Raw genomic sequence first — 23,923 nt, 5'->3', positions numbered from 1 at the left:
ATTCCCCCGCGTCGAGCCACCACCATGACAACGACCCGCAACGACTGGGAACAACGCTTCCAGTCCCTGACCCTCGAATCCCGTGCCTTCATCAACGGCGAATATCGCCCGGCCATCAGCGGCGAAACCTTCGAATGCCTGAGCCCCGTCGACGGCCGTTTTCTGGCCTCCGTCGCCAGCACCGATGAAGCCGATGCCAACCTCGCCGTCGAAGCCGCGCGCCAATCCTTCAATTCCGGCGTGTGGGCGAACAAGGCCCCGGCCGAACGCAAGCGCATCCTGATCCGCTTCGCCGACCTGATCCTGCAACACCAGGAAGAACTGGCGCTGCTCGAAACCCTCGACATGGGCAAACCGATCAGCGACTCGATGAGCATCGACATCCCGGCGACCGCCAACGCGATCCGCTGGAGCGCCGAGGCCATCGACAAGATCTACGACGAAGTCGCTGCTACTCCGCACGATCAACTCGGCCTGGTAACCCGCGAGCCGTCCGGCGTGGTTGCTGCGATCGTGCCGTGGAACTTCCCGCTGATCATGGCCAGCTGGAAATTCGCCCCGGCGCTGGCGGCGGGTAACTCGTTCATCCTCAAACCTTCGGAAAAATCCCCGCTGACCGCGATCCGCATCGCGCAACTGGCGCTGGACGCGGGCATTCCGAAAGGCGTGTTCAACGTCCTGCCAGGCTTCGGCCACACCGTCGGCAAGGCGCTGGCGCTGCACATGGACGTCGACGTGCTGGCCTTCACCGGCTCCACGGCGATTGCCAAGCAACTGATGATTTATGCAGGCCAAAGCAACATGAAACGCGTCTGGCTCGAAGCAGGGGGCAAGAGCCCGAACGTGGTGTTTGCCGACGCACCGGACCTGCGCGCGGCAGCACAAGCGGCGGCCGGCGCCATTGCGTTCAACCAGGGCGAAGTCTGCACCGCCGGCTCGCGCCTGCTGGTGGAGCGTTCGATCCGCGAGCAATTCATCCCGCTGCTGGTGGAAGCGCTGCAAGCGTGGAAACCGGGGCACGCCCTGGATCCGGCGACCACCGTCGGCGCAGTGGTCGATCAGCGTCAACTGGACAACGTGCTGCGCTACATCAGCATCGGCCGGGAGCAGGGCGCCGAGCTGATCGCCGGCGGCCGCCGCACCCTCGAAGAAACCGGCGGCACCTACATCGAACCGACGATTTTCGACGGCGTGACCAACGCCATGACCATCGCCAAGGAAGAAATCTTCGGCCCGGTGCTGTCGCTGATCACCTTCGACACCGTTGAAGAAGCGCTGCACATCGCCAACGACAGCATCTTCGGCCTCGCCGCCGGGGTCTGGACCAGCAACCTGAGCAAGGCCCACACCTTCGCCCGTGGCCTGCGCGCCGGCAGCGTGTGGGTCAACCAGTACGACGGCGGCGACATGACTGCGCCATTCGGTGGCTTCAAGCAGTCGGGCAACGGTCGCGACAAATCGCTGCACGCGTTCGACAAGTACACCGAGCTGAAAGCGACCTGGATCAAGCTCTAATTCTATTTACAACGGTGGACGCCGGTTTTTCCGGCGTCCCTCGGAGAACAATAATGAAACAACAACACGTCAACAGTTATTACGCCGCCACCCGCAACGAAGTCATCGACTTCCCGACGCTTGAAGAGTCGGTGGACTGCGATGTCTGCATCATCGGCGCCGGCTATACCGGGCTGTCCTCGGCGCTGTTCCTGACCGAAGCCGGCTACAAGGTGACGGTGCTGGAAGCGGCGAAAGTCGGCTATGGCGCCAGCGGTCGCAACGGCGGCCAACTGGTCAACTCCTACAGCCGCGACGTCGACGTGATCGAAGAGCGTTACGGCGACAAGACCGCCGAAATCCTCGGCAGCATGATCTTCGAAGGCGCCGACATCATCCGTTCGCGCATCAAGGAATACGACATCAAGTGCGACTACCGCCCGGGCGGTATTTTCGCGGCGATGAACAACAAACAGCTCAAGGGCCTCGCCGAGCAAAAACGTAGCTGGGAACGTTACGGCAATAAAAACCTGAAGATGCTCGACGCTGCGGACATCCGCCGCGAAGTCGGCTCCGACGCCTACGTCGGTGGCCTGCTGGACATGCAGGGCGGCCACATCCACCCGCTGAACCTGGCTCTCGGTGAAGCCGCCGCCATCGTGCGTCTGGGCGGCAAGATCTACGAGCAGTCCGCTGCGGTGGAAATCAAATACGGCGAGCCCAACGTCGTACGCACCGCCAAAGGCCAGGTCCGCGCCAAGTACCTGCTGATCGCCGGCAACGCCTACCTGCCGCAAGGCCTCGACAACCGTGTGACCGCCAAGAGCATGCCGTGCGGCTCGCAGATCTGCGTCACCGAACCGTTGACCGAGAAACAGGCACGCAGCCTGATCACCAACAACTACTGCGTCGAAGACTGCAACTACCTGCTCGACTACTACCGTCTGACCGCCGACAACCGTCTGCTCTACGGCGGCGGCGTGGTCTACGGCGCCCGTGAACCGGACGACATCGAAACCCTGATCCGCCCGAAGATCCTCAAGACCTTCCCGCAGCTCAAGGACGTGAAAATCGACTACCGCTGGACCGGCAACTTCCTGCTGACCATGTCACGCATGCCGCAATTCGGCCGCATCGAGAAAAACGCCTACTACATGCAGGGCTACAGCGGCCACGGCGTCACCTGCTCGCACCTGGCCGGCAAACTGATCTCGGAAATGATCCGCGGTGATGCCGAACGCTTCGACGCCTTTGCTTCCCTGCCACACATGCCGATGCTTGGCGGCCGCACCTTCTCCGCGCCGCTGACCGCTCTCGGCGCAGTGTACTACTCGCTGCGCGACCGTTTCGGCATCTGATTAACCTCGCCGGTGGCGCCCCCAAAAAGGGCGTCGCCGGCTTTTTCATGTGCCGTCCATCGAACCTGCTGAGCAACACCGACAAACGTGATTTAATAGCCGCCTTTCACGGTTCCGGGACACGGGAGCAACGTGATCCGCGCGCCTTGCGCGGCACCCGCCACCCACCCCCATCGCCCTTAAGTCGTTCTCACATAAGGCTGTCATGGATACGGGTTCTCGACTCAAACTAGTACGCGAAAGCTACAAACTCTCCCAGCGCGAGCTGGCCCGGCGTAGCGGCGTGACCAATGCCACCATCTCCCTGATCGAACAGAATCGTGTCAGTCCTTCCGTCAGCTCACTGAAAAAGCTGCTCGAAGGCATCCCGATGTCCCTGGCCGACTTCTTCACCTTCGACCAGCCCCCCCGCGAACACCAATACGTCTTCCGCGCCAACGAACAACCCGACCTCGGCCGCCACGGCCTGCGCCTGCTGCTCATCGGCGCCTCGGTCCCCAGCCGCCAGATGCGCTTGCTGCGCGAGCAATACGCGCCGGGCGCGAGTTCCGGGGAAGAGCCGATTGTTCACGCGGAAGGTGAGGAGTGTGGGTTGGTGACCCGTGGCACCGTGGAGTTGACGGTGGACGGGCAGGTGAGCGTGTTGAGTGCGGGGGATGGGTATTATTTTCCGACGACGCTGCCGCATAAGTTCCGGAATATTGGGGCGGATGAGGCGGAGATTATTAGTGCGAATACGCCGGCGAATTTTTGAGTTCGGATTTTATCAGTCCATAGTGCATCTAATAAGTTCTCAAGAGAAACCGCAAAAGTGCGGTTTCTCTTCTTCTGTCGTTATTTTCGAGGACAATAACCGTCGACTTTGTCCTTTTCTTGGCATTGCTCTGCATAAATCACTTTTTGCTCTTTCACAGACAACTCGGTGCTTGCAGGGCTAGCCAACGCTATGCCTGCGCACCCGATACTACTCATTGCGAAAAATAGTGAGGGAAGGATGATGGATTTTTTATTGATTTTCATGATTTTTCCTTTATTAAAATTATCTTGCATTTTTGCGAAGTAAACTTTTGTTATTCGCCAAGGCAGAGTCAATGAAATTCGCAGGAATGGCACCTGTAGGATCTGACAGGTTTCTAGAATTTTTTATAATTACAAATTAACTTTTAAGATGTTAATTAGACGTTGTGGCATACGTTGTGATTTGAATATCAATTCCGCCGTCGCTAATCATCCTTCACATCCTTCACATCCTTCACATCCTTCACATCCTTCACATCTTGCACATCTTGCACATCTTGCACAGCGAATCCAGCCTCCATCCCCGCCCCGGAACTTTCCTTAAAGCTGATGTCAATTTGATGGCGTGTCGCGACGCTCATTTCGAACGAGTCACCCAGTGCCAGGCTGTTTCCCGGCAAGCCCAAGGAAGTGTGAGATGAAACTGATTCTTGCGATGTTGTTGCTGTTCAGCGGTTACGTTTCCGCCAGTTGCTCCAGCATCAGTGATCACGACAAACGCAGTTATTGCCAGGCCAGGGAGGAAGGCAGCAGTTGTTCTTCCATCGGCGACCACGATTTGCGTTCGGCCTGCGAAGCGGAGAAAGGCAGTTCGTGCTCAAGCATTGGCGACCATGACCAACGCGCTTATTGCGAAGCCAAAAAGGGCAGCAGTTGTTCCTCCATCGGCGATCACGACCTGCGCGCGGCCTGTGAAGCGGAGAAAGGCAGTTCATGTTCAAGCATCGGTGATCATGACCAACGTGCGTTTTGTGAAGCGAAGAAGGGCAGTAGTTGTTCGTCAATTGGCGATCATGATCTGCGCAGTCAGTGTGAAGCCATGAAACGCTGAATCCACCCGCCATTTAGAACCAAAAGGGACACCCATCGGTGTCCCTTTTTCATGCGCGCTTGAACGCCGTTATTTCGCCTTCCAATGTCCACCTCCGTTCTCGCAATCAATCCGCGCCTGCGGCAGATGCTCTACGTCATAGTAATAGGTGGTCACTTGCGCACTGTCCGGAATGTTCAGGGCCTTGGCGTTTTTGTCTTTGCTGGTGGAGTGTGGGTTGGCCAGGGATTCCTGGGTGAGGGTGGCAATGCACGAGGCCTGATAGTGGTCGGCGCAGTGTTCGACTTTGGTTTTGCTGCTGTTGAGCATGTCCTTGCTTTCGTTGCTGCATGACCAGTCGATGGCGTTGACCGGCATGCCTTCGTATTCGTAGCAGCTGTGCGTCTCGACGGCGGGCACCGAGGGGCTGGAGGAGCGGGTCTTGACGTCGCAGCCCTCGGCCATGACGCAGGTTGGGACAACGCTGAATGTGGCGATCAGGAGCAACAGTCGGATGTTCATCGCGGAACTCTCCCATGGCCCCGTGTTTGATCGTGAGCGGGGCGCTTATGGTTTCGAGATGGGGCGGGCGCGGGAGGTTCCATCAGGATTTTGATTTGCGCCGGGCGCACAGAGTGAGAAACAATCGGACACACTTAGCACCCAAGGATTGGAGCAGTGCGCATGATTCAAATCGGCAGCCGCAACAACGGCCCCACGCCGCAGCACAAAACCCAGGACATCTACATCTTCAGCATCGACCTGTCCCGCCCGGCCACCCCGTTCTGCTTCGAGCAATCGATTGGCGGTGGGCATGGCGAGCAGGGCGGTGCGCGGTGGTTGGCGCTGGATGAGCTGGATGGCTGGCCCGGTGAATGGCGTGAGCATTTGAAGAAGGCCGGATGTGCCTGGGTGGCCGAGTTGCTGGACGCGCGTTCGGGGGAGAGTCAGGCTGATCTGGTCTCGCTGATCCTCCAGCGCTATGCCGAGCCGGCGCAGCCAGCCGGGCGTTTGCAGGCGATTAGGCGCTGGTTCAAGCGTCACTTCTATATTGGCGGCCGGTACGGCGTCTGACCCGAGGAAAAGCCCATGACTCAGACACTGGAACGCGCCATCGCGATTGCCGCCACGGCCCACGCGGGGCAGGTGGACAAGGGCGGTGCGCCGTACATTTTGCATCCGCTGAAAGTCATGTTGCGCATGAGCAGCCTGGAAGAGCGCATCGTCGCGGTGCTGCACGATGTGGTCGAGGACTGCGGCATCAGCCTGGAGGATTTGCGCAAGGAAGGCTTCAGCGAAGCCGTTTTGTCCGCCATCGAATCGGTGACCAAAGTGCCGGGTGAATCCTACGAGGATTTCGTCGAGCGCGCGGCGCAGAACCCGATCGGGCGGGTGGTGAAGCTGGCGGATCTGGAAGAGAACAGCGACCTGTCGCGGATTGCCTCGCCGAGTTGGGAGGATCTGGAGCGGATCGAAAAATACCGGCGGGCGATTGGACGGTTGCGCGCCTGACTTAACTGAAAAGCACCTTGAATAGCCAGGAAGGCGACCATGAAATCCATTCTGTGTTTGTTGATTGCTGCCGGCTTCGGCGCGCTGTTGCAGTTCGAAGGCTTGCCCCACGGTTTGCTGTTGGGCTCTATTCTCGTGACGGCACTGGTCGTCACCAAATTCAAATTCGCGCCAGCGACGCCCTATGGTCTGGGCTACATCCAGGTCACGCTGGGCATCGCCACCGGGCTGATGTTTGAAGCGTGGGACAGCGCGACCGTCTCCACGATGTTGCCGAGCCTCGGCGTGTTGCTGCTGTGTCTGGCTGTGCAAGTGGCGCTGGCCGCATGGTGGCTGGCGCGCGGGGCAGGGTGGAATCGCACGGATGCTTTGCTGGCCGTGTATCCGGGTGCGCTGGCGGCGGTGTTCGATTTGCTGGAATCGCATCAGGCGTCGAGCAAGGTGATCATCGTGCACTTGATGCGGCTGCTGCTGATCACGGTGCTGGTGAGTTTGCTGATTCCCGGAACGGCACCGGTTGCGGCGGTCGAGGTCGATCCGCTGTCGACGGGCATGGCGCTGACCGTGCTGTCGGTGATCGGTTTGAGCGTGGTGGTCGGTCGTTTGCTGCTGGCCGTTGGCGTGCCGGCGCCGTTCATGCTGACGGCAATCATCATCACCGCCGTATTCGTGAAATCAGGATGGCTGCAGGGCTTTCACATGCCGGACTGGAGTTTGAATCTGGCGGCGCTGATTCTCGGAGTACGGATCGGCTCGCGATTCCAGGGATTGGGCCTCGCGGAACTGGGACGTCATGGTCGCACGGCATTGGTGTCGGTGGGTTTGATGATTTTGGTCGCGGCGGTTTTTGCATTGGCGGCGGCACGGTTGCTGGGCAGCGATGCGTTGTCGCTGTGGCTCGCCTACATGCCGGGGGCCATCGAGACCATCGCAATCGTGGCGTTCGCCGGCGGGCTGAATGTGGTGTTTATCCTCACCCACCATCTGGCGCGGATGGTGGTGCTGCACTTCGCGCCGGCGTTGCTGGTGCAGGTTCGGCGGGGGCGGGAGGGCGTCTGACCGGAGACCTCAATGACCGTCCTTCGGGGTTCAACATTCGTCGGCATACATCAGCGCTAACTGTTCGATCCACTCGGTAGAAGCTTGGAATCTTGCAAAGTACGCTTGTTTCTCTGCATCACCGAGTCGGATGAAATACGGAAGAAAGTAGTTTTCGTTATAGAAACCCTGCGTGCCCTGCATATTGCCGCCCCACCACGACGCGGGGTAACCGTCGAAGGCGATCCAGGGCGGAGGCACGCAAAAGGTCTGATTTCCAAGGCTACTCAGAAACTCGACGCTGTTGGTCAAGATACGAATGGTCAGCGCGTTGAACTCGGTGGTGGAGGCGAAGTAAATCAACAGCTCCTGTTTCGTGACATCTTCGTATTCAAAAGCTGTCAGGTCTTTGAATCTGCGCTCGTCGATCTTTTGGAAATGTGATTCCACCAGTCGCTGAAACTTGCAAAGGTCATCGGCGACCATCAGAAGGGAGCTGTAATAAGCATTGATCCCGGACGCTGCTACAGATACCACCGTCGATAGTTTCGGCAGGCTGGCGCTTGGTAACGGTGAGGCGAATCGGGTCTGGAGCGCTTGCTCGCTGTAACCGGCAAAAAGCTTTCGGCTCGCGGGTTTCACGAAAAGCCATGATTCGGCTAAGTAGATTCATCGGGATGGGGGACACAAGGAGATTGGCGTGCCGGGATGGTACCCAACAAGCGGGGTGCGAACCATTGATGCGTTCGCCCGGAGTTGTGATTTCCAGTGAACTACACTCCCAGATTACCCCGCCCCCCAGGCAAACCCCGCCGCGTCGGAGGTCATCATGTTCCGCCATTCACTGTTCATCGCAGCGTGCCTGTGCGCCACGCAGGCCAGCGCTGAATCCGTCGTCCCGCTCAAGGGCCAGACTTCCCAGCAAACCCAGATCGACATCAACGATTGCCATTCCATCGCGTCCACCTCAACCACGTCGACACCCCAGGCCGGCGGTCGGTTGAAGGGCGCCGCAGTGGGTGCCGCTGCCGGCGCCACCGCCGCTGAAGTGCGCGGCCGTCAGCACGACGAGTTTTACGAAGCCGTGGACGATGACCGCAAGCAGGATTACCGCCAGAACCGAGCCAAAGAGACGGCTGCGGCGGGTGCGGTGGTTGGCGGTGCGCGGCAGCGGCAGGATCGGCGCGAGCAGCGTCGGACCGATGCTTCAGCCAGTTCAAGTGCCTACACCGGTTGCCTGCAAGGACGGGGTTATCAGGTCACGCCCTGACGGTTTTCCCGGTGCGCGACGAGCAGATGCATCATCACGCCGCTGTAGAGCGTCACCAGAATGAACAACCCCATGCGCACCGCAAACGCGGTGTAGACGTCCTTGCCTGCGGCACTGTCCTCAACGGACTGGCCGAGCAGGATGATCATGGTGATCAGGGTGTTGAGCCAGAACCCCGGCGTGAGTTGCGTCGGGTGCAGCCGATAGAGTTTGCGCGCCACCAACAGCCCGAACAGCAGCATCCACAGAAAGAACATCCACAGGTGCACGAACAGGCTCAACGCGCACCAGAACAGCACCGCCAGCAGCCCGCCGAGCAAGGTCGAACCGAGCAGTTCGCGCCCGGCGTGATGCGTGCGGGTCGTGGTGCTTTGCTGACCGAGGCTGACGGCTTTGAGGATGATCGGCAGGTAGCTGGCCGGGTCGATCAGCACCAGCAGGAAGGTCGGCAACACGATCAGCGTTGCGCACATCGCTACGCGGGGCACGTCTTCGGCGGGCAGGGCGGGAGCGGGTGGTGGCGCGGGGCTGTTGGCCGGTTCCGGGAACAGGACGTGGCTCAGGCCGACGATGACGACGGCCAGCAACAGGCCTTTGACCAGCGCGCCGATCACCGCCATGGCCAGTTCGAATGAGGCGAAACCGGCGGCGGAGATCATGGTCATGCCGATCACCAGAAACGTCATGATCAGCACGTTGCCGCCGCGCAAGCCGTAGGTGAACACCATAAACAGCCCTACACCAATCAGCAGCACGCCGCACACCGGGTAATAACGTAGCAACGGCACCAGCAATAGCCCGAGACTGGTGGTGAATGCGGCGACCAACGTCAGCACCAGCGCCATTTTCACCGGCAACGGCCGAGGCATGCTGGCCAGCAGCAACACCGCTAACACCGGCGACAGAAACGACAGCGGCAGAGCGAGGCCGTAACTGGCGGCGGTACACAACGCCGTGCCGCAGGCCAGGCGCAAGGCCCGTTGCGCCGGAACGCTGCGTTCAGTAGGCATACGATAGCCAGCTCATCAACCAGACAAACACTCGCCCGAGTGGATTGAGCAGATTGCCTTCGCTGGGAAACGCCATGACTTCCGCCTGCCCGCCGGCGCGAATCGAACGACTCTCGAACAAGTGTTTTTTCGCCTCTTCGCTGAACTCGATGATCACCGGAAAACGCTGGGCCGGACGCAACCAGTCGCGGCTGTTCTGGATCGTCGGCAGGGTGCCGGGCGGCGGCGTCTGGCCGACGCTGACGCCATAACCGACGCTGCGCACCCGGCCATCGAGCACTTCGCCGGGCAGGGCGTCGAGGATGATCGATACTGGCGTGCCGGGCTTGATTCGGCCGAGATTGTTTTCGGTGAGGTCGGCGCTGACCCACACGTCCTGGATCGTGATCAGCGTCATCACCGGGCTGCCGGCAGCGGCGAACTGGCCGACATCGGTGCGCAGGTCGGTGATCAGGCCCGCCGAACGCGCGCCAATGCGGGTGTTGGCCAGATCCAGTTCGGCCTTGGCCAGCGTGGCGGCGGCGCTGAGCAGTTTGGCGTTGGTGTCGGTGTTGCCGCCTTCCTGCTCCTGCGCGCGCAGCACTTCGGCCCGGGCGGCGGCAACCTGGCTGACAGCGGCCTCGTGATTGGCCCGGGACACTTCCAGCAGCCGAACCGAAACCGTGCCCGGATCTTCTTTGTACAAGCCTTCCAGCCGTCGATTGTCCTGGCGCGTTTTGAGTTCATTGGCTTGCGCGGCCCGCAACGACGCCTGTGCCGAAGCGATGCCCGCGGTGCTGGCGCCGACCGTGCGCCGGGTGTTTTCCAGATCGGCGCGGGCCCGGTCGACAGCAATTTGCAGCGGCTGCGGATCGAGTTCGAAAAGAATGTCGCCGGCCTGCACGTCCTGATTGTTGCGCACGTTGACCTTGATCACCCGGCCCGCGACTTCCGCTGCCACCGGGATCACGAACGCGCCGACCCGCGCCTGCTGGGTATAGGGCGTAAAACGGTCGGCCAGCAGATACCAGACCAGGCTCAGTACAATCACCAGCAGCACCCAGCGGATGCCTTTTTTTGCCGGATCCGGTGGCGCTTCATCACTCATGGCGGTCTACCTGCGAGGGAATCGGATAGGTCGGTTGCGGCGGCGGGGCGCTCAGCAGATCGCCCCAGTCGGTTCGTTGCTGCATCTGCTGCCGGGTCGCTGGATCAATCTGCGGCCCGGCGCTTTGCCAGCCACCGCCGACGGCACGGTACAGGGCGATCAGATTGCTCACGGCGTTACTGCGGCTGACCAGATAGTTGTCCTGTAGCTCCAGCAACGCGCGCTGGGCGTCGAGCACCCGCTGAAAGTCTGAATAGCCTTCGCGATATTGGGTGTTGGCCAACACCAGCGAACGTCGCGCCGCGCCTTCGGCCTCGCCGAGAATGCGTTCGCGCTCCAGCGCTTTGGTCAGGCCGCTGGCGGCGTCGTCGGCCTCGCGGGCAGCCTGGCGGACCTTGTCGCGATAGGCTTCGATCAGTTGCTGCAAGCGCGCATCCTGTACGCGGATGTTGTTGTGGATGCGGCCGTAATCGAACAGGTTCCAGCGTAGGCTCGGGCCGCCGATCAGGTCGAGGCTGCGCGGGGTGCTGCCGAGGGTGTCGCTGGACCAGACGATGCTGCCGAGCAGGGTCAGCGAGGGGTACAGATCGGTTTCAGCCACGCCGACCAGCGCCGATTGCGCGGCCACGTTCAGCTCTGCCGCGCGCACATCGGGACGGCGCAGCAGCAGGTTGGCCGGGACGTCCTGCAACACGGCGCGATCCACCAGCGGAATCAGCCCCGGTTGTTCCGCCAGAAACGCCGCGCCACCGGGCGGCTGGCCGACCAGCACCGCCAGCGCATTGCGGGTGCGTAGCAACTGGTCTTCGAACGCCGGAATGCTGCTCAGGGTGCCGAGGTATTGGGTTCTGGCCTGTTGCAGGTCGAGTTCGGCGGTCTGGCCGCTGCGAAAGAGTTTTTCGGTGATCTCGAAATTGCGTTTTTGCTGGGTGGCATTTTCCCGTGCGACCCGCAGCCGGGCTTCGGTGGTGCGCAGGGCAAAGTAGGTATCGGCCACTTGAGCGCGCAGCAGCACGAGGGCGTCTTCGTAGTTGGCCTGGGCGGCGAAGTAGCTGGCGTCGGCGGACTCGATGGCGCGGCTGAAGCGACCCCAGAAATCCAGTTCCCAGCCGACATCGAATGCGGCGCTGTGCTGCCAGAAGTGCAAGTCCTGCGGGTTGTTGCCGCCGGACTGACGGCGGTCGATGTACAGGCTGTCGGCGCTGGCCTGTTGCACCTGCGGGTAGCGACCGCTGTCGGCGATGCCCAGTTGCGCGCGGGCTTCGAGGACCCGCAGGCCGGCGATTTTCAGGCTGCTGTTGCGGGCTTCGGCGTCGCTGATCAAACGGTCGAGGATCGGATCGGCAAACACCTGCCACCACTGGCGCAGATCTGGCACGGTGCCGCGTTCGCTGGCCTGCTCGAGCGCCGGACTTTGCCACTGCTTGCTCCAGTCCTGCGCCGGTGGCTGGAAATCCGGGCCCAGCCGCAGGCAGCCGCCAAGGCTCAGCGCACCGAGCAACAGCAGGTGGCCGGGACGGATCAGCAGGGCTGGCGTTGCAGGCATACCGGGAGGCCCCAGCGGGAAATGTCACTGGAGCATAGACCGCAGATTGCGGGTTGTTCGAAGCAATCAGCTGCTACGCTTTTTCAGGCGAACGCCACCGAACCCCGCCCCGGATAAAAAGGTAGGAAGCCATGGACACTGCTCAAGAACCGCTTGCCCCCACCAGCGCCAGTTGGCGTTTCAAGGTCGGCGTGGCAATCATCTGCCTGATGCTCGGTTCGTGGCTGATGGTCCCGATCGCCGCCGCCCTCGACGTGCCGGGCTCGAAAGTCGCGGCGCTGACCGGGGTGTTGTTCATCAGCAATAAAGTGCTGTTGCTGCTGGTGATCGCGGTGATGGGCAAGGCCGGGTTCGCTGAACTCAAGCGCACGATCGGCCACTACATTTCCGGCGTGATCCCGACCCCGGTGGCCGAAGTCAGCCCGCTGCGCCACAAGATCGGCGTGGTGATGTTCTGCCTGCCGCTGCTGTCGTCATTCCTGGAACCTTATTTCGACAACTTCTTCCCCGGCGTGCGGCCCAATCTCTGGCAGTTGCAGGCGCTGGGCGACTTGATGTTCATCGGCAGCTTTTTCGTGCTGGGCGGCAACTTCTGGGACAAGGTGCATGCGTTGTTCGTGCGCAAGGCGCGGGTGGTGGCGGAATGAAAACAGGGGGCATAAGCCCCCTGTGTCATTTGAGGTGGGCGGCGAAGCCCTCGCTGCCTGGCGCAATGTCGTCCTTTAAGGTCAGCGACGGAATCTCGTAATCACCGCCATTCTGCTGCCGATACGCGATCGGCCGCGTGCTCCACAGTTCATCGAGCCGCGTGCCCAGCGCCTCACAGGTCTGGGCAAACCGGGCTTCATCCATCCGGCTGGTGCGGTACACCACGAAGGGCGGCATCACGTCAAAACCAGGGTAGTAGAGGATTCCGTGCTGGATGGGGAACAGCACGTCGTCGATCGGGCCGTTGATCCCGCGCGGGCTGTAGTGTGATTCCCAGCCTCCGGTGGTGACCATCAGCATGGCCCGCTTGCCTTTCAGGTGGCCTTCACCGTAGCGGTCGCCCCAGCGAGCATCGGAATGCTCGCCCACGCCGTAGGCAAATCCGTAGGCATACACGCGCTCGACCCAGCCCTTGAGAATCGCCGGCATGGAGAACCACCACAGCGGGAATTGCAGGATCAGTGCGTCGGCCCATTGCAGTTTTTCCTGCTCGCGGGCGATGTCGGCGGCTTGTCGGCCCTGCTCGAAAGCAAGTTTCGAATCGAGGGAGGCATGAAACGGCCGGCTCGTGTCGCGACCGGGACTGTCATCGGCGTCGAGGGTGGTTTTCCAGTTCATCGCATAGAGGTCGGAGACCTGCACGGTATGGCCGGCGGCTTGCAGGCGCTGGACGGTGAAGTCTTTGAGCGAGCCGTTGAGTGAGGTCGCTTCGGGATGGGCATAGACCAGAAGTACATTCATGTTGAAGTTCCGTTGCTGTGTGACAGCAGGATCGACGTTTGCCGGGTATATTGGAAATGAATGTCTGATATGTCTGGTATAGCCATGAATAATTTGAGACGGCTGGATATCAACCTGCTGCTGACCCTCGATGTTTTGCTCGCGGAGCACAACGTCACCCGTGCCGCCCAGCGGCTGCACCTGTCGCAGCCGTCGGTAAGCGTGCATCTGGCCAAGTTGCGGGACATCTTCGGCGATCCGCTGTTGCTGCCCGGCCCCCGAGGCATGCGTCCGACGGCGCGGGCGGATGAGCTGCGCGAGCCGTTGCGGGACGCACTGGAGGCGCTGGAACGAGCGGTGGCGCCGGCCAGGCCGTTCGACCCGGCGCAAGCGACGAATACCTGGAAAATCGCGGCAACGGACTACGGCGGGTCGACCATTGTCCTGCCGGGCCTGAACGGTTTGCGCAGGCAGGCACCGGGCACACGGCTGGCGGTGATCGACCTGATGCCCAGAGAAATGGTCAAGCAGGCGGAGCAGGGGGTGTTCGATCTGGCATTGCACATCACCGAAGACGCGCCACTGGAGTTGTATCAGCGCCGGCTGTTCACCGAGCGTTATGTGTTGGCCGGACGAGTCGGGCATCCGGGCCTGAACGCCAGACCGACTCGCGAACAGTTCTGCGCGCTGGAACACGTCATGGTGTCGCGCGAGGGCGGGGGCTTTTTCGGGGTGACGGACAAGGCGCTGGCCGAAGTGGGCCTGTCGAGAAAAGTCGTGCTGTCGGTGCCGCACTTTCTGTTGGTGATGTCGGTGCTCGCCAGCACTGATCTGGTGGCGATGCTGCCGTCACGCCTGATGCGTGACAACCCTGCACTGCAAGTGGTCGCTGCGCCGCTGGAGGTGCCGGGCTACGAGATGGCGATGTTCTGGGGCGAACGATCCCATCGTGATCCAGCGCACAGATGGTTGCGCGAACACTTGGCGGCGTCGGTGTGAATCAAGCGTGGCCGAGCGCGATGGCAAACGACACGACGACCATGCAGGCGAAAGCGAAATTGAGGTTCATGGGGTGTTCATCCTGGTCCTTTTGAAAGTGGGGCCATTCTGCCGGGGGCGGGTCGAAAGAAAAAATTCGGCTTTGTGATTCCAATGATCGAAGCCATTGATACCGGCGTTGTGTTTGCTTGTTTGCTTGGCTAAGCTCGCGAAAACCTGCAATGACAAGCACAAACAGGCAAAACCATGCACGATCATTCCGCTTCCGAGCTTCCCTCCCTGCGTCGGCAGAAAATCCTTCTCATCCTGGAACGTGACGGCAAGGTCATGGCGTCCGAGTTGAGCCAGCATTTTGCGGTGTCTGAAGACACCATCCGCCGCGATCTCGCCGAGCTGGACAACGCCGGACTGGTGCAGCGGGTACACGGCGGCGCGCTGCCGCGGCCCAAGGACACCGGCAAGGATTACTTCACCCGGCTGGACGAGATCGACGAGGCGAAAATCCGCCTGGCGCAGTTGGCGGCGCAGCAGGTACAGAACGGGCAGACGGTGATGTTCGATTCCGGTTCCACCTCGTTGCAGGTAGCGCGCTCGTTGCCCAGGGATATCAACCTCACGGCGGTCACGGCGTCACCGATGACGGCGATCGCGTTGTCAGAATATCCGGGCATCAAGGTGATTCTGGCGGGTGGGCAGCTCAATCCGAAAACCATGTCGGCTGGCGGTCACGAGGCGCTGCGGCTGCTGTCGGGGATCAAGGCGGATCTGGCGATCACCGGGGTCTGCGCGATTCATCCGGAGGTGGGCATCACCTCGCTGCATTTCGACGAAGTGCCGGTCAAGCAGGCGCTGCTCGACTGCGCGGCGCGGGTGATTGCCGTGACCACGGCGGACAAGCTCGGGGCGGTGGAGCCGTTTGTGGTCGCGCCGTGCGAGCGCTTGCACACGCTGATCACCGAACGGCATGTGGCGTCGGGGAGTGTCGAGGATTATCGGCGGTTGGGGATTGAGGTGGCGCAGTTGCTTGACTGAGGTTTTGCGGCAAAAAGAGGCCCCATCACTGGCGATGGGGCCCGCTCGATCAGCGAAGTTTTTCCAGCATCTGGTAGTACCACATGCCCGCCGCCAGCATCGGATTCCCCAGCAGATCCCCCATCGGCACGCGAATGTGCGAGCACGCGGCAAACGTGTCGAACTGCTGTATCTGCCCGGTGATCGCCCGGCTCATGATTTCGCCCATGATGTGGGTCGTGGCGATGCCGTGGCCGGAGTAGCCCTGGCAATACCAGACGTTGTCCGAAAGCTTGCCCAGTTGCGGAATGCGGTTGATGACGATGCCCATCGCGCAGCTCCACTGGTAGTCGATCTTCACCCCTTTGAGCGCCGGGAAAGTCTGTTCGATGCACGGCCGCAGTTCGCCGGCGATGTCCCGTGAGTCCTTGCCGCTGTAGTTGGCGCCACCGCCGAACAGCAGGCGACCGTCGGCGGTGAGGCGGTAGTAGTCGAGCACGAAGCGGCAGTCGTAAACGGCGAGGTCTTCAGGGTTGATCTGTTTGGCCAGATCGCCCAATGGTTCGGTGGTGACAATGCCGCCCATGGCCGGGAAAATCTTGCCCTTGAGCTGGCCCGGTTCGAGTTTGTGGTAAACGTCGCCGGCCAGCAGCACCTGATTGGCGTCGATCCGGCCGTGGGCGGTGCGCACGGCAGGGCTGTCGCCGTGAATGATCTCCAGCACTTCGCTGTTTTCGAAGATCAGCGCGCCGAGGCTTTGCGCCGCTCGCGCCTCGCCGATGCACAGGTTGAGCGGGTGCAGGTGCATGTTGCGGGTGTTCTTGATGGCGCCGTGGTAGAGATCGCTTTGCAGCAGATCACGGACCTGGCTGCGGTCGAGCAGGCTGACCTCATCGCCCATGCCTCGGCGCACGGCTTCGTCGTAGTCGCTGCGCAAACCGGCCATATGGCTTGGCTTGTATGCCGCATGCAAATGGCCGTGCTTGAGGTCGCAATCGATCGCATATTTCTCGACCCGTTGCTTGATGATTTCGTGCCCACGCCAGCGCAGGTGCCAGATGAAATCGTCGACCTCATCGCCCAATGTGTTGCGCATCTGTTTGCGCATCGCACCGTCGCCGGACAGGCTGCCCGTGACCTGCCCGCCATTGCGTCCGGTGGCGCCCCAGCCGATCTTGTGGCTTTCGACGATGGCGACTTTCAGGCCTTTTTCGGCCAACTCGACGGCTGTGGCGACGCCGGTAAAACCGCCGCCGATGATCACCACATCGACCTTGTGCCGACCTTGCAGGGTCGGGTAGTCGGTGTCGCAGTTGAGGGTCGCGGTGTAGTAGGAATTGCTGCGTTCAGTCATTTCAGTGTCCAGATTCGGGAGTCGGTGCACGGACCCTGTGGGAGCGGGCTTGCTCGCGAAAGCGATGTGTCAGTCACCTGAAGTGTTGGATGTGACGACGCCTTCGCGGGCAAGCCCGCTCCCACAGGGGGAGTTGTGAAAGATCAGGCCTCTGTGAGGTACCAGCGCCAGTCCTGCTCACCCACTTCGGCCATGAACTGCCGGTATTCCGAGCGTTTCACTGCCAGATACACCCCGAGAAATTCCTGCCCCAAGGCATCCCGCGCCCACACCGAATTTTCCAGCGCCGTAAGCGAGGTCAGCCAGTCGGTCGGCAGCAATTCTTTCGCCTGCGCGTAACCGTTGCCTTCCACCGGTTCACCCGGATCGATGTCCTCTTTTATCCCGCGATGAATGCCCGCCAGGATCGCTGCCGCTGCCAGATACGGGTTGGCATCGGCGCCGCAGATGCGGTGTTCGATGTGCCGGGTGTTGGCCGGACCGCCGGGCACGCGCAGGCTGACGGTGCGGTTGTCGACGCCCCAGGTCGGTGCCAGTGGCGCGTAGCTGTTGGCCTGGAAACGGCGGTAGGAGTTGGCGTTCGGGCAGAACAGCAGCAGCGAATCGAGCAACGAGGCGAGCATCCCGCCAATCGCCGTGCGCAGCAGCGGGGTGCCGGCCGGATCCTCGGAGGCGAACAGATTGTGCCCTTCGGCATCGGCGAGGCTGACGTGCATATGCATGCCGGTGCCCGCGAGGTGATCGAACGGCTTGGCCATGAACGTCGCCTGCATCCCGTGCTTGTGCGCCACGGCTTTGACCAGCCGTTTGTAGCGCACGGCCTGGTCCATTGCTTCCAGCGCATCGCCGTGTTCGAGGGTGATTTCCACCTGGCCCGGCGCGTATTCCGAGATTGCCGTACGCGCCGGAATGCCGTGCAGTTTGCAGGCGCTGTAGAGGTCGGCAAGGAACGGTTCGATCTGCTCCAGCTCACGCAAACCGTAGACCTGCGTGTGTCGCGGTCGCCCACCGTCGGCATCCAGCGCCGGTTGCGGACGGCCGTTGTGATCGCGTTTGGCGTCGAGCAGATAGAACTCCAGCTCGCAGGCCATCACCGGGTGGTAGCCCTCGGCTTTCAGGCGGTCGATGACCTTGATCAACAGGTGACGCGGGTCGGCAATGCTCGCCGGCATGCCTTGTTCCGGGTGCATGCTGACCTGCACCGCCGCAGTCGGAATCTGCCGCCACGGCAGGCGCACCAGACTGCCTTCCAATGGGTATGCGCGGCAGTCGATGTCGCCGACGTCCCACACCAGGCCTGAGTTTTCCACGTCTTCGCCATGCACGGTCAGGCCGAGAATGGTGCTCGGCAGCGGGCGGCCGCTTTCGTACACGGCGAGCAGTTCTTCGCGGTGCAACAGCTTGCCGCGCGGCACGCCGTTGGCGTCGAGGATGAACAGCTCGATCATGTCGATGTCGGGGTTCTGCTCGAGAAAGTGACGGGCGTCTTCAATGGCTGCGAATTTCATAATCAATCACTCACGGTGGCGCCGCACAGGCGCGCAGATTCGGGCCGGACGCAGCTCGGCAAAAGGCGCGGACGTCCTGGCAGGGATATCGAAAAAAGAGGGGGAGCTGTCGCGGTTTTTTATCGGCGCGATCAGACAGGCAGGCAGATATCCGGCGGGCGTGCGGAGTGACGCAGCTTGGAACGGCTCAGGGCCATGGGGAGATTGACGATGCGATTCATGCGCGGCCCCTGTGAAGGAGGGCGCACAGTGCAGAGACGTTCAACGATTCTGATTGTTGTGGTGACGTGCTCATGACGCGTGTTTCCGTTGGCGGAAAACGTCGGCGGCGGGAGTGTCCCGCCAGGCCGGTGTGGCTGGATAGTAAGGGGGAATCCCCGGATAAGTAAACGCCTGTTTCCGCAGGCGTTGGCGTGCACCCCGGTTCAGCGCAGCAGGTAAAACCCCAGCCCGATAAGGGCGCAAACGATCAACACCTCGATTACTCCGCGCTTGAAAAAGAACAGGGCGATAGCGGCTGCCACGGCCAGCAGGATCGAGAAAACGTCCGGTTGCCCGGCGAATCCATTGGGCCAGAACACATGCCAGGCAAAGAAACACGCCAGATTGAGGATCACCCCGACCACCGCCGCCGTGATCGCGGTCAGCGGCGCGGTGAACTTCAGTTCATTGTGCGTCGACTCCACCAACGGCCCGCCGGCGAGGATGAACAGGAACGAGGGCAGAAAAGTGAACCAGGTCACCAGCGTCGCGGCCAAGGCTCCGGCGGCGAACGCGTGTTCCGGGCCGAACGTCGGTTGCACGTAAGCGCCGACGAACCCGACAAACGCCACCACCATGATCAGTGGCCCCGGCGTGGTTTCGCCCAAGGCCAGGCCGTCGATCATCTGCGTTGGCGTCAGCCAACCGTAATGCCCGACCGCGCCCTGATACACGTAGGGCAGCACGGCGTAGGCGCCGCCGAACGTCAGCAGCGCCGCTTTGGTGAAGAACCAGCCCATCTGCGTGAAGGTGCCGTCCCAGCCGAACAACGCGGTCAGCAACGCCATGGGCAGACACCATAGCAACGCACCGATCAGCGCCAGACGCAGCAGCTTCGGCAGGTTGAACCCCGCATGTTCGGGCGGCGGTGTGTCGTCATCGATCAGCGCCGGGCCGAAGGATTTTTCGCCGCCGCGATGGCCGCCGTTGCTGAACCGCTGCGGCGCCCAGCGTCCGCCGAAATAACCGATCAATGCCGCGCCGAGCACGATCAGCGGGAACGGCACGTTGAAGGCAAAAATCGCCACGAACGCCGCTCCGGCGATCGCCCAGAGCCAGCTGTTCTTCAAGGCTCGGGAGCCGATGCGATGGGCCGCGTGCAGCACAATCGCGGTCACCGCCGGTTTGATCCCGTAAAACACCCCGGCCACCGCCGGCACGTCGCCAAGCGCAATATAAATCCAGGAAAGAGCGATCAGGATCAGCAACGAGGGCATCACAAACAGCGCCCCGGCCAATATGCCGCCACGGGTTCGGTGCAGCAGCCAGCCGATGTAAGTCGCCAGTTGCTGGGCCTCCGGGCCGGGCAGCAACATGCAGTAGTTGAGCGCATGCAGGAAGCGCCGCTCGGAAATCCAGCGCCGACGCTCCACCAGTTCCTGATGCATGATCGCGATCTGCCCGGCGGGGCCGCCGAAGCCGATGCAGCCGAGTTTCAGCCAGAAGGGCCAGGCCTGGCGCAGGGTGATGGGTTGGGGGCGGGGCAAGCCCTTTGGTGTCTGGCTCAAGTGTGGCTCCCGAGTTGAGTTGTGGTGTAGCGGCTATCTAATCAGGCTTTTGTTAAGGAGTGGTATCCAGATTGCTGCCCTCACCCCAGCCCTCTCCCGGAGGGAGAGGGGGCCGACCGAGGTGTCTTGCGTCATACATCGACCTGAGCGTCCGAGTCGATTATGGATTCGGCACACTGCCTTCAGGCTGGCATCCGGATTCAGTGCTACGCGCTCATACCGGCATCCGGATTCAACGCTATACGTTCAGGTCGGCGTATTTCTGAAATATCCCCCAATCGGTTCCCTCTCCCTCTGGGAGAGGGCTAGGGTGAGGGCTTTTCGATCGTCAGGCATGCGCCAAACTCCAGCGAACCGCCGCATTCTGATCACTCTCCCGCGCCTCGACCCAATGCGAACCCTCCGGCGTGGTCTCACGTTTCCAGAACGGTGCACGCGTCTTCAGCACATCCATGATGAACGCACAGGCCTCGAACGCCGCATGCCGATGCTTGCTGCTGACGCCAACGAACACGATCGGTTCGGTCACCGACAGCGCGCCGACCCGATGCACAATCTCCACCGCCAGCAACGGCCAGCGCTCCCGGGCCTGTTCGGCGATCTGCTCCAGAGCCTTCTCGGTCATGCCCGGATAATGCTCCAGAAACAGCTCGGTCACCGACTGCCCGACGTTCAGATCCCGTACATAACCAATGAAATTCACCACCGCGCCCACCCGTGGATTGCGCGCATGCAGATTGGCAATCAACTGACCGGCATCGAAGCCTTTACGCTGGACTCGAACACCCATGTTTCAACCCCCCGTGACCGGCGGGAAAAACGCAATCTCATCGAAATCCTCGATTGCCTGATCCGGCTGACACAGTTCCTGATTCACCGCGCACATCAGGTTGCCGGCGCCGAGCACTTCACGCCAGACATCGCCGCGCTGCATCAGCATCTGCCGCACGTCCTCGACACAGGCGAGGGTGTCGCTGGCCGGAATCTTTTCACCGCCCAGATTGAGCCGGTCACGGTAGCTGGCGAAGTAGTTGATCAGAATCATTGCGGGTTCTCCCATTGAAAGTGGCCGGAGCGGCCGCCCTGTTTGCTGAGCAGGCGGATGTCGCCGATAACCATCGCCCGGTCCACCGCTTTGCACATGTCGTAGATCGTCAGCGCGGCGACGCTGGCGGCGGTCAGGGCTTCGAGTTCAACGCCGGTCTGGCCGGTGAGGCGGCAGGTGCTGGTGATCTGTACGCGGTCCGGTTCACAGGCCTTGAGCTCGACGTGGATAGAGCTGAGCAACAGCGCATGACACAGCGGAATCAACTCGTGGGTGCGCTTGGCCGCCTGTATCCCGGCGATCCGCGCGACGGCGAACACGTCGCCCTTGGGGTGGCCGTTGGACTGGATCATTTGCAGGGTTTCCGGGCGCATCTGCACCCAGGCTTGCGCGGTGGCTTCGCGGCGGGTGGCGGCTTTGTCGCTGACGTCGACCATGTTGGCGCGGCCCTGATCGTCGAGGTGGGTGAGGGTGTTGCTCATGCGGTGGGCTCCTGGATCGGGCTGTAGATTCGCGGGGCGTTGCGGTGCGGGACGTGGATCAGGTTCAAGCGGTGTTTGAGCGCCCAGCGCACGGTCAGCGCAGTCGGGGCGGACAGGCTCACGAGGGTGCCGAGGCGGGCGCGCACGGCTTTGTGGATCAGTTCGAGGCTGCAACGGCTGGTGACCACGACGAAGCCCTGACGCGCATCGAGACCTTCGAATTGCAGGGCGCCGATCAGCTTGTCGAGGGCGTTGTGGCGGCCGATGTCTTCGCGGCACAGCAGCGCTTCGCCGTCGGCATCGAAGTACAGCGCCGCGTGCAGGGCGCCGCTGCTGCGGGCCAGTTGCTGGGCCTGTTCGATGCGCTGGCGGATGCCGTTGAAATGCGCGGCGGGTGGCAACGGTGTCGGGGTCAGGATCTCCAGTTGCGGCAGCGCCTGCTCAAGGGCTTCCACGCCGCAGAGGCCGCAACCGCTGGTGCCCGCCATCTGCCGGCGGTGATCCTTCAGGGCCCAGAACGCGCGGCTGGAAATCTGCACGTCGGCCTGACAGGCCTGGTCGAAATGGGTCAGGCGGATGTCTTGGATATCGTCGAGGCGGTCGACGATGGCATTGCTCAGGCTGAAGCCGCGAATGAAGTCTTCGATGTTGCCCGGCGAGACCATCATCACCGCCTGATTCAGGCCGTTGTAGCTGATGGCCAAGGCGATTTCCGCCGCCAGCGCCGCGTGGGACAACGGCGCGTCGTCGAGGTATTCGCGATAAGCCACTGACGCCGGTTGTGGCGCGGGGGCGTTGGCGTCGCCCGGTTCGATGAGTTGTTCAACTTGGCACAGCATCCTGAAAATCCTCGAAGCGCTGAAGTGGGTTCAGGCTACGGGGCAGGGAAAAGTGCGTCCAATCGCTTGTTCCGATGCAGTGATTGGATTGGTCGATGACCGCAGGCGGACCTGAAGTCGTTGCACCGAAGTGCAACGTTTCAGGCAACTTGGGGAGGGTTAAACGACAGGCGCCTCGATCCCGAACATCTTGCGCGCCTCGGCAAAACACTTCTCGGCAATCGCCGAGCGCGGTTCGGTCTTGCGCATCACCAGCCCCAGCGGCGCGAGCACGCTGGCATCCGGCAGGTTAATGAAAGCCAGGTGCTCGATCGGCTCTTGCAGCCCGCTGTCCAGCGGCATGATCGAGCAGCAGAAGCCCTGGTGAATCGCCTGCAGCAGTTGATAGGTCGAGTCGCTTTCCATGATCGGCTGCGGATTCAGCCCGCGACTGCGGAAACTCAAGTCGATGGACTTTCGATAGTGCATGCCGGTGGTGATCATCCCCAGCGGCAGTTCGGCGGCGTCTTCCCAGCTCATTTCCGGGCCTTCGAAATGGAAGTGGCGGGTGTCGTAGAGCAGGCCGACACGGGTTTCGCCAATCTCGAAGAACTCGAAATAGTTCGGGTTGACGTGGTCCAGATAACACACGCCCAGGTCCAGCTGATTGTTGCCCAGGCCTTCGATGATCTCGTCCGAACTCAGCGACGACAGGCTGTATTTCAGCTCCGGATAAGTCCCGGACAAACCCTGAATGTAATTGACCGGATTGAAGTTGCTCAGCGGCACCAGCCCCAGCCGCAGGTTACCCACCAGTTGCCCCCGGCAGGCAGCGGCTTCGGCAAACAACCCGTCGTGGGCCGCCAGCAGCGTGCGGGCCCAGGCCAGTACGCGCTCGCCGGCCTGGGTGAACCCTTCGAAGCGCTGGCCGCGATTGACCAGCACCAGATCCAGCTCGTCCTCCAGATTGCGCAGGCGCATCGACAGGGTCGGCTGGGTGATGTGGCAGCGCGCGGCGGCCTGGCCGAAGTGGCGGGTTTCGTCCAGCGCGATCAGAAACTTGAGTTGTTTGATGTCCACGACGGCACCTGCTCGATAAGGAATTTTGATTGAGTATTGACGCAGATGCGTACGGCGCACGGAAAGCGCTGCAAGCGACGATCCCACCGAGGGCTTTTTTCGTCCAATCGGCAGTGTCTAAGAGCCTATCGAGGGTTTCGATGACCCCCGGTTTTATTAGGCCGGACAGTGGTCGAGGGGTTGAAGAAAATCACCGATAGAGCAGGTCGATAGTGTGGTTGGCCAGAGTGATTAGACAGTCCTCGCAAGCGGCACTTAGGCTCGTCATCCATTGAATTGACGACGG

Annotated in this window: 27 protein-coding genes; 11 read left to right on the top strand and 16 right to left on the bottom strand. The window is 61.6% G+C overall.

Features of this window, described 5'->3' with window-relative positions; genetic code table 11:
- Positions 1-24: 24 nt before the first annotated feature.
- The 3 genes from L6D74_RS23745 (at position 25) to L6D74_RS23735 (ending at position 3,606) form a co-directional block, all read left to right on the top strand.
- Positions 25-1,515: an aldehyde dehydrogenase gene (locus L6D74_RS23745; protein WP_064595397.1), complete on the top strand. Its 1,491-nt coding sequence runs from the start codon at positions 25-27 to the stop codon at positions 1,513-1,515.
- A gap of 53 nt (positions 1,516-1,568) precedes the next feature.
- Positions 1,569-2,852 carry an NAD(P)/FAD-dependent oxidoreductase gene (locus tag L6D74_RS23740; protein ID WP_236190662.1) on the top strand — a complete coding sequence of 428 codons (1,284 nt, stop codon included), beginning with the start codon at positions 1,569-1,571 and terminating at the stop codon, positions 2,850-2,852.
- A 205-nt stretch (positions 2,853-3,057) separates the two neighbouring features.
- Positions 3,058-3,606 carry a cupin domain-containing protein gene (locus L6D74_RS23735; protein ID WP_011333561.1) on the top strand — a complete coding sequence of 183 codons (549 nt, stop codon included), beginning with the start codon at positions 3,058-3,060 and terminating at the stop codon, positions 3,604-3,606.
- Positions 3,607-3,686: 80 nt separating this feature from the next.
- Here L6D74_RS23735 and L6D74_RS23730 read toward each other — a convergent pair whose 3' ends face one another.
- Together L6D74_RS23730 and L6D74_RS23725 are read right to left on the bottom strand one after the other, a co-directional pair.
- A complete protein-coding gene (locus L6D74_RS23730; protein WP_064595400.1) occupies positions 3,687-3,872 on the bottom strand; it encodes a hypothetical protein in 186 nt (61 codons plus the stop codon).
- 203 nt (positions 3,873-4,075) lie between these two features.
- Positions 4,076-4,231, bottom strand: a complete 156-nt coding sequence (locus L6D74_RS23725; protein WP_236190660.1) for a hypothetical protein — start codon at positions 4,229-4,231, stop codon at positions 4,076-4,078.
- A 56-nt stretch (positions 4,232-4,287) separates the two neighbouring features.
- Here L6D74_RS23725 and L6D74_RS30355 point away from each other — a divergent pair, with 56 nt between their 5' ends.
- Positions 4,288-4,701: a hypothetical protein gene (locus tag L6D74_RS30355; RefSeq protein ID WP_064595408.1), complete on the top strand. Its 414-nt coding sequence runs from the start codon at positions 4,288-4,290 to the stop codon at positions 4,699-4,701.
- Between the two features lie 69 nt (positions 4,702-4,770).
- Here the strand turns inward: L6D74_RS30355 and L6D74_RS23715 are convergent, their stop codons facing one another.
- Complete coding sequence (locus L6D74_RS23715; RefSeq protein WP_236190657.1) at positions 4,771-5,202, bottom strand: hypothetical protein; 432 nt, start codon at positions 5,200-5,202, stop codon at positions 4,771-4,773.
- 162 nt (positions 5,203-5,364) lie between these two features.
- Here L6D74_RS23715 and L6D74_RS23710 point away from each other — a divergent pair, with 162 nt between their 5' ends.
- Genes L6D74_RS23710 through L6D74_RS23700 form a run of 3 tightly spaced genes read left to right on the top strand, consistent with a single transcriptional unit; the run spans position 5,365 to position 7,251 of the window.
- Positions 5,365-5,754, top strand: a complete 390-nt coding sequence (locus L6D74_RS23710; RefSeq protein WP_236190696.1) for a hypothetical protein — start codon at positions 5,365-5,367, stop codon at positions 5,752-5,754.
- A gap of 15 nt (positions 5,755-5,769) precedes the next feature.
- Positions 5,770-6,192: an HD domain-containing protein gene (locus tag L6D74_RS23705; protein ID WP_064382327.1), complete on the top strand. Its 423-nt coding sequence runs from the start codon at positions 5,770-5,772 to the stop codon at positions 6,190-6,192.
- A gap of 39 nt (positions 6,193-6,231) precedes the next feature.
- Complete coding sequence (locus L6D74_RS23700) at positions 6,232-7,251, top strand: AbrB family transcriptional regulator (RefSeq protein ID WP_236190655.1); 1,020 nt, start codon at positions 6,232-6,234, stop codon at positions 7,249-7,251.
- A 30-nt stretch (positions 7,252-7,281) separates the two neighbouring features.
- Here the strand turns inward: L6D74_RS23700 and L6D74_RS23695 are convergent, their stop codons facing one another.
- A complete protein-coding gene (locus L6D74_RS23695) occupies positions 7,282-7,872 on the bottom strand; it encodes a hypothetical protein (protein WP_236190653.1) in 591 nt (196 codons plus the stop codon).
- A gap of 187 nt (positions 7,873-8,059) precedes the next feature.
- On the opposite strand from L6D74_RS23695, the gene L6D74_RS23690 reads away from it, so the two are divergent.
- The gene (locus L6D74_RS23690) at positions 8,060-8,500 is read left to right on the top strand and encodes a YMGG-like glycine zipper-containing protein (protein WP_007957067.1); all 441 of its coding nucleotides are present in this window, start codon (positions 8,060-8,062) and stop codon (positions 8,498-8,500) included.
- Here the strand turns inward: L6D74_RS23690 and L6D74_RS23685 are convergent.
- From L6D74_RS23685 to L6D74_RS23675, 3 genes are read right to left on the bottom strand one after another with little or no spacing between them, the layout of a single operon-like run.
- Positions 8,485-9,510: a DUF2955 domain-containing protein gene (locus L6D74_RS23685; protein WP_236190651.1), complete on the bottom strand. Its 1,026-nt coding sequence runs from the start codon at positions 9,508-9,510 to the stop codon at positions 8,485-8,487. The genes L6D74_RS23690 and L6D74_RS23685 overlap by 16 nt on opposite strands.
- Positions 9,500-10,597, bottom strand: a complete 1,098-nt coding sequence (locus L6D74_RS23680; protein ID WP_236190649.1) for an HlyD family secretion protein — start codon at positions 10,595-10,597, stop codon at positions 9,500-9,502. The genes L6D74_RS23685 and L6D74_RS23680 overlap by 11 nt, the downstream gene beginning before the upstream one ends.
- Entirely contained in the window at positions 10,590-12,143 is a 1,554-nt protein-coding gene (locus tag L6D74_RS23675) for a TolC family protein (protein ID WP_236190647.1), read from the bottom strand. Before L6D74_RS23675 ends, L6D74_RS23680 begins: the two co-directional genes overlap by 8 nt.
- Positions 12,144-12,274: 131 nt before the next feature.
- Between L6D74_RS23675 and L6D74_RS23670 the strand changes: the two genes are divergently transcribed.
- Complete coding sequence (locus tag L6D74_RS23670) at positions 12,275-12,790, top strand: transporter suffix domain-containing protein (protein ID WP_074687832.1); 516 nt, start codon at positions 12,275-12,277, stop codon at positions 12,788-12,790.
- Between the two features lie 25 nt (positions 12,791-12,815).
- Here L6D74_RS23670 and L6D74_RS23665 read toward each other — a convergent pair whose 3' ends face one another.
- Positions 12,816-13,592, bottom strand: coding sequence for an NAD(P)H-dependent oxidoreductase (locus tag L6D74_RS23665; RefSeq protein ID WP_064595425.1), 777 nt, complete (start codon positions 13,590-13,592; stop codon positions 12,816-12,818).
- A gap of 84 nt (positions 13,593-13,676) precedes the next feature.
- Here L6D74_RS23665 and L6D74_RS23660 point away from each other — a divergent pair, with 84 nt between their 5' ends.
- Positions 13,677-14,570 (top strand): LysR family transcriptional regulator, encoded by an 894-nt coding sequence (locus L6D74_RS23660; RefSeq protein ID WP_236190645.1) that lies wholly within the window; start codon positions 13,677-13,679, stop codon positions 14,568-14,570.
- 246 nt (positions 14,571-14,816) lie between these two features.
- Positions 14,817-15,602, top strand: coding sequence for a DeoR/GlpR family DNA-binding transcription regulator (locus L6D74_RS23655; RefSeq protein ID WP_236190643.1), 786 nt, complete (start codon positions 14,817-14,819; stop codon positions 15,600-15,602).
- A gap of 49 nt (positions 15,603-15,651) precedes the next feature.
- Here L6D74_RS23655 and L6D74_RS23650 read toward each other — a convergent pair whose 3' ends face one another.
- The 8 genes from L6D74_RS23650 to L6D74_RS23615 form a co-directional block, all read right to left on the bottom strand.
- Complete coding sequence (locus L6D74_RS23650) at positions 15,652-16,935, bottom strand: NAD(P)/FAD-dependent oxidoreductase (protein WP_236190642.1); 1,284 nt, start codon at positions 16,933-16,935, stop codon at positions 15,652-15,654.
- 143 nt (positions 16,936-17,078) lie between these two features.
- Positions 17,079-18,443 (bottom strand): glutamine synthetase family protein, encoded by a 1,365-nt coding sequence (locus tag L6D74_RS23645; RefSeq protein ID WP_236190640.1) that lies wholly within the window; start codon positions 18,441-18,443, stop codon positions 17,079-17,081.
- Positions 18,444-18,868: 425 nt separating this feature from the next.
- A complete protein-coding gene (chrA, locus tag L6D74_RS23640; protein WP_236190638.1) occupies positions 18,869-20,212 on the bottom strand; it encodes a chromate efflux transporter in 1,344 nt (447 codons plus the stop codon).
- A gap of 328 nt (positions 20,213-20,540) precedes the next feature.
- Positions 20,541-21,002, bottom strand: coding sequence for a molybdopterin synthase catalytic subunit MoaE (moaE, locus tag L6D74_RS23635; RefSeq protein WP_236190636.1), 462 nt, complete (start codon positions 21,000-21,002; stop codon positions 20,541-20,543).
- A 3-nt stretch (positions 21,003-21,005) separates the two neighbouring features.
- Positions 21,006-21,257, bottom strand: coding sequence for a MoaD/ThiS family protein (locus L6D74_RS23630; protein ID WP_007957033.1), 252 nt, complete (start codon positions 21,255-21,257; stop codon positions 21,006-21,008).
- Positions 21,254-21,739 carry a cyclic pyranopterin monophosphate synthase MoaC gene (gene moaC / locus L6D74_RS23625; RefSeq protein WP_039770876.1) on the bottom strand — a complete coding sequence of 162 codons (486 nt, stop codon included), beginning with the start codon at positions 21,737-21,739 and terminating at the stop codon, positions 21,254-21,256. Before moaC ends, L6D74_RS23630 begins: the two co-directional genes overlap by 4 nt.
- Positions 21,736-22,578, bottom strand: a complete 843-nt coding sequence (gene fdhD / locus L6D74_RS23620) for a formate dehydrogenase accessory sulfurtransferase FdhD (protein ID WP_236190635.1) — start codon at positions 22,576-22,578, stop codon at positions 21,736-21,738. Before fdhD ends, moaC begins: the two co-directional genes overlap by 4 nt.
- A 159-nt stretch (positions 22,579-22,737) precedes the next feature.
- Positions 22,738-23,637, bottom strand: a complete 900-nt coding sequence (locus L6D74_RS23615; protein WP_236190634.1) for a LysR family transcriptional regulator — start codon at positions 23,635-23,637, stop codon at positions 22,738-22,740.
- Positions 23,638-23,923 lie beyond the last annotated feature (286 nt).

This window comes from Pseudomonas pharyngis (genome assembly GCF_021602345.1).
GTDB lineage: Bacteria > Pseudomonadota > Gammaproteobacteria > Pseudomonadales > Pseudomonadaceae > Aquipseudomonas > Aquipseudomonas pharyngis.
The sequence above is the reverse complement of the archived record's forward strand: the minus strand, read 5'-3'. Positions and strand labels throughout refer to the sequence as shown.

Excerpts from the sequence above, each read along its gene's own strand:
- L6D74_RS23740 (WP_236190662.1), top strand. The coding sequence starts at position 1,569 with ATGAAACAACAACACGTCAACAGTTATTACGCCGCCACCCGCAACGAA.
- L6D74_RS23680 (WP_236190649.1), bottom strand. The coding sequence starts at position 10,597 with ATGAGTGATGAAGCGCCACCGGATCCGGCAAAAAAAGGCATCCGCTGG.
- L6D74_RS23705 (WP_064382327.1), top strand. The coding sequence starts at position 5,770 with ATGACTCAGACACTGGAACGCGCCATCGCGATTGCCGCCACGGCCCAC.
- L6D74_RS23670 (WP_074687832.1), top strand. The coding sequence starts at position 12,275 with ATGGACACTGCTCAAGAACCGCTTGCCCCCACCAGCGCCAGTTGGCGT.
- L6D74_RS23710 (WP_236190696.1), top strand. The coding sequence starts at position 5,365 with ATGATTCAAATCGGCAGCCGCAACAACGGCCCCACGCCGCAGCACAAA.
- L6D74_RS23660 (WP_236190645.1), top strand. The coding sequence starts at position 13,677 with ATGAATAATTTGAGACGGCTGGATATCAACCTGCTGCTGACCCTCGAT.
- L6D74_RS23735 (WP_011333561.1), top strand. The coding sequence starts at position 3,058 with ATGGATACGGGTTCTCGACTCAAACTAGTACGCGAAAGCTACAAACTC.
- fdhD (WP_236190635.1), bottom strand. The coding sequence starts at position 22,578 with ATGCTGTGCCAAGTTGAACAACTCATCGAACCGGGCGACGCCAACGCC.
- L6D74_RS23650 (WP_236190642.1), bottom strand. The coding sequence starts at position 16,935 with ATGACTGAACGCAGCAATTCCTACTACACCGCGACCCTCAACTGCGAC.
- L6D74_RS23645 (WP_236190640.1), bottom strand. The coding sequence starts at position 18,443 with ATGAAATTCGCAGCCATTGAAGACGCCCGTCACTTTCTCGAGCAGAAC.
- L6D74_RS23715 (WP_236190657.1), bottom strand. The coding sequence starts at position 5,202 with ATGAACATCCGACTGTTGCTCCTGATCGCCACATTCAGCGTTGTCCCA.
- L6D74_RS23630 (WP_007957033.1), bottom strand. The coding sequence starts at position 21,257 with ATGATTCTGATCAACTACTTCGCCAGCTACCGTGACCGGCTCAATCTG.
- L6D74_RS23665 (WP_064595425.1), bottom strand. The coding sequence starts at position 13,592 with ATGAATGTACTTCTGGTCTATGCCCATCCCGAAGCGACCTCACTCAAC.
- L6D74_RS23675 (WP_236190647.1), bottom strand. The coding sequence starts at position 12,143 with ATGCCTGCAACGCCAGCCCTGCTGATCCGTCCCGGCCACCTGCTGTTG.
- L6D74_RS23700 (WP_236190655.1), top strand. The coding sequence starts at position 6,232 with ATGAAATCCATTCTGTGTTTGTTGATTGCTGCCGGCTTCGGCGCGCTG.
- L6D74_RS23690 (WP_007957067.1), top strand. The coding sequence starts at position 8,060 with ATGTTCCGCCATTCACTGTTCATCGCAGCGTGCCTGTGCGCCACGCAG.
- L6D74_RS23655 (WP_236190643.1), top strand. The coding sequence starts at position 14,817 with ATGCACGATCATTCCGCTTCCGAGCTTCCCTCCCTGCGTCGGCAGAAA.
- moaC (WP_039770876.1), bottom strand. The coding sequence starts at position 21,739 with ATGAGCAACACCCTCACCCACCTCGACGATCAGGGCCGCGCCAACATG.
- L6D74_RS23685 (WP_236190651.1), bottom strand. The coding sequence starts at position 9,510 with ATGCCTACTGAACGCAGCGTTCCGGCGCAACGGGCCTTGCGCCTGGCC.
- L6D74_RS23745 (WP_064595397.1), top strand. The coding sequence starts at position 25 with ATGACAACGACCCGCAACGACTGGGAACAACGCTTCCAGTCCCTGACC.
- L6D74_RS23725 (WP_236190660.1), bottom strand. The coding sequence starts at position 4,231 with ATGAGCGTCGCGACACGCCATCAAATTGACATCAGCTTTAAGGAAAGT.
- L6D74_RS30355 (WP_064595408.1), top strand. The coding sequence starts at position 4,288 with ATGAAACTGATTCTTGCGATGTTGTTGCTGTTCAGCGGTTACGTTTCC.
- L6D74_RS23730 (WP_064595400.1), bottom strand. The coding sequence starts at position 3,872 with ATGAAAATCAATAAAAAATCCATCATCCTTCCCTCACTATTTTTCGCA.
- moaE (WP_236190636.1), bottom strand. The coding sequence starts at position 21,002 with ATGGGTGTTCGAGTCCAGCGTAAAGGCTTCGATGCCGGTCAGTTGATT.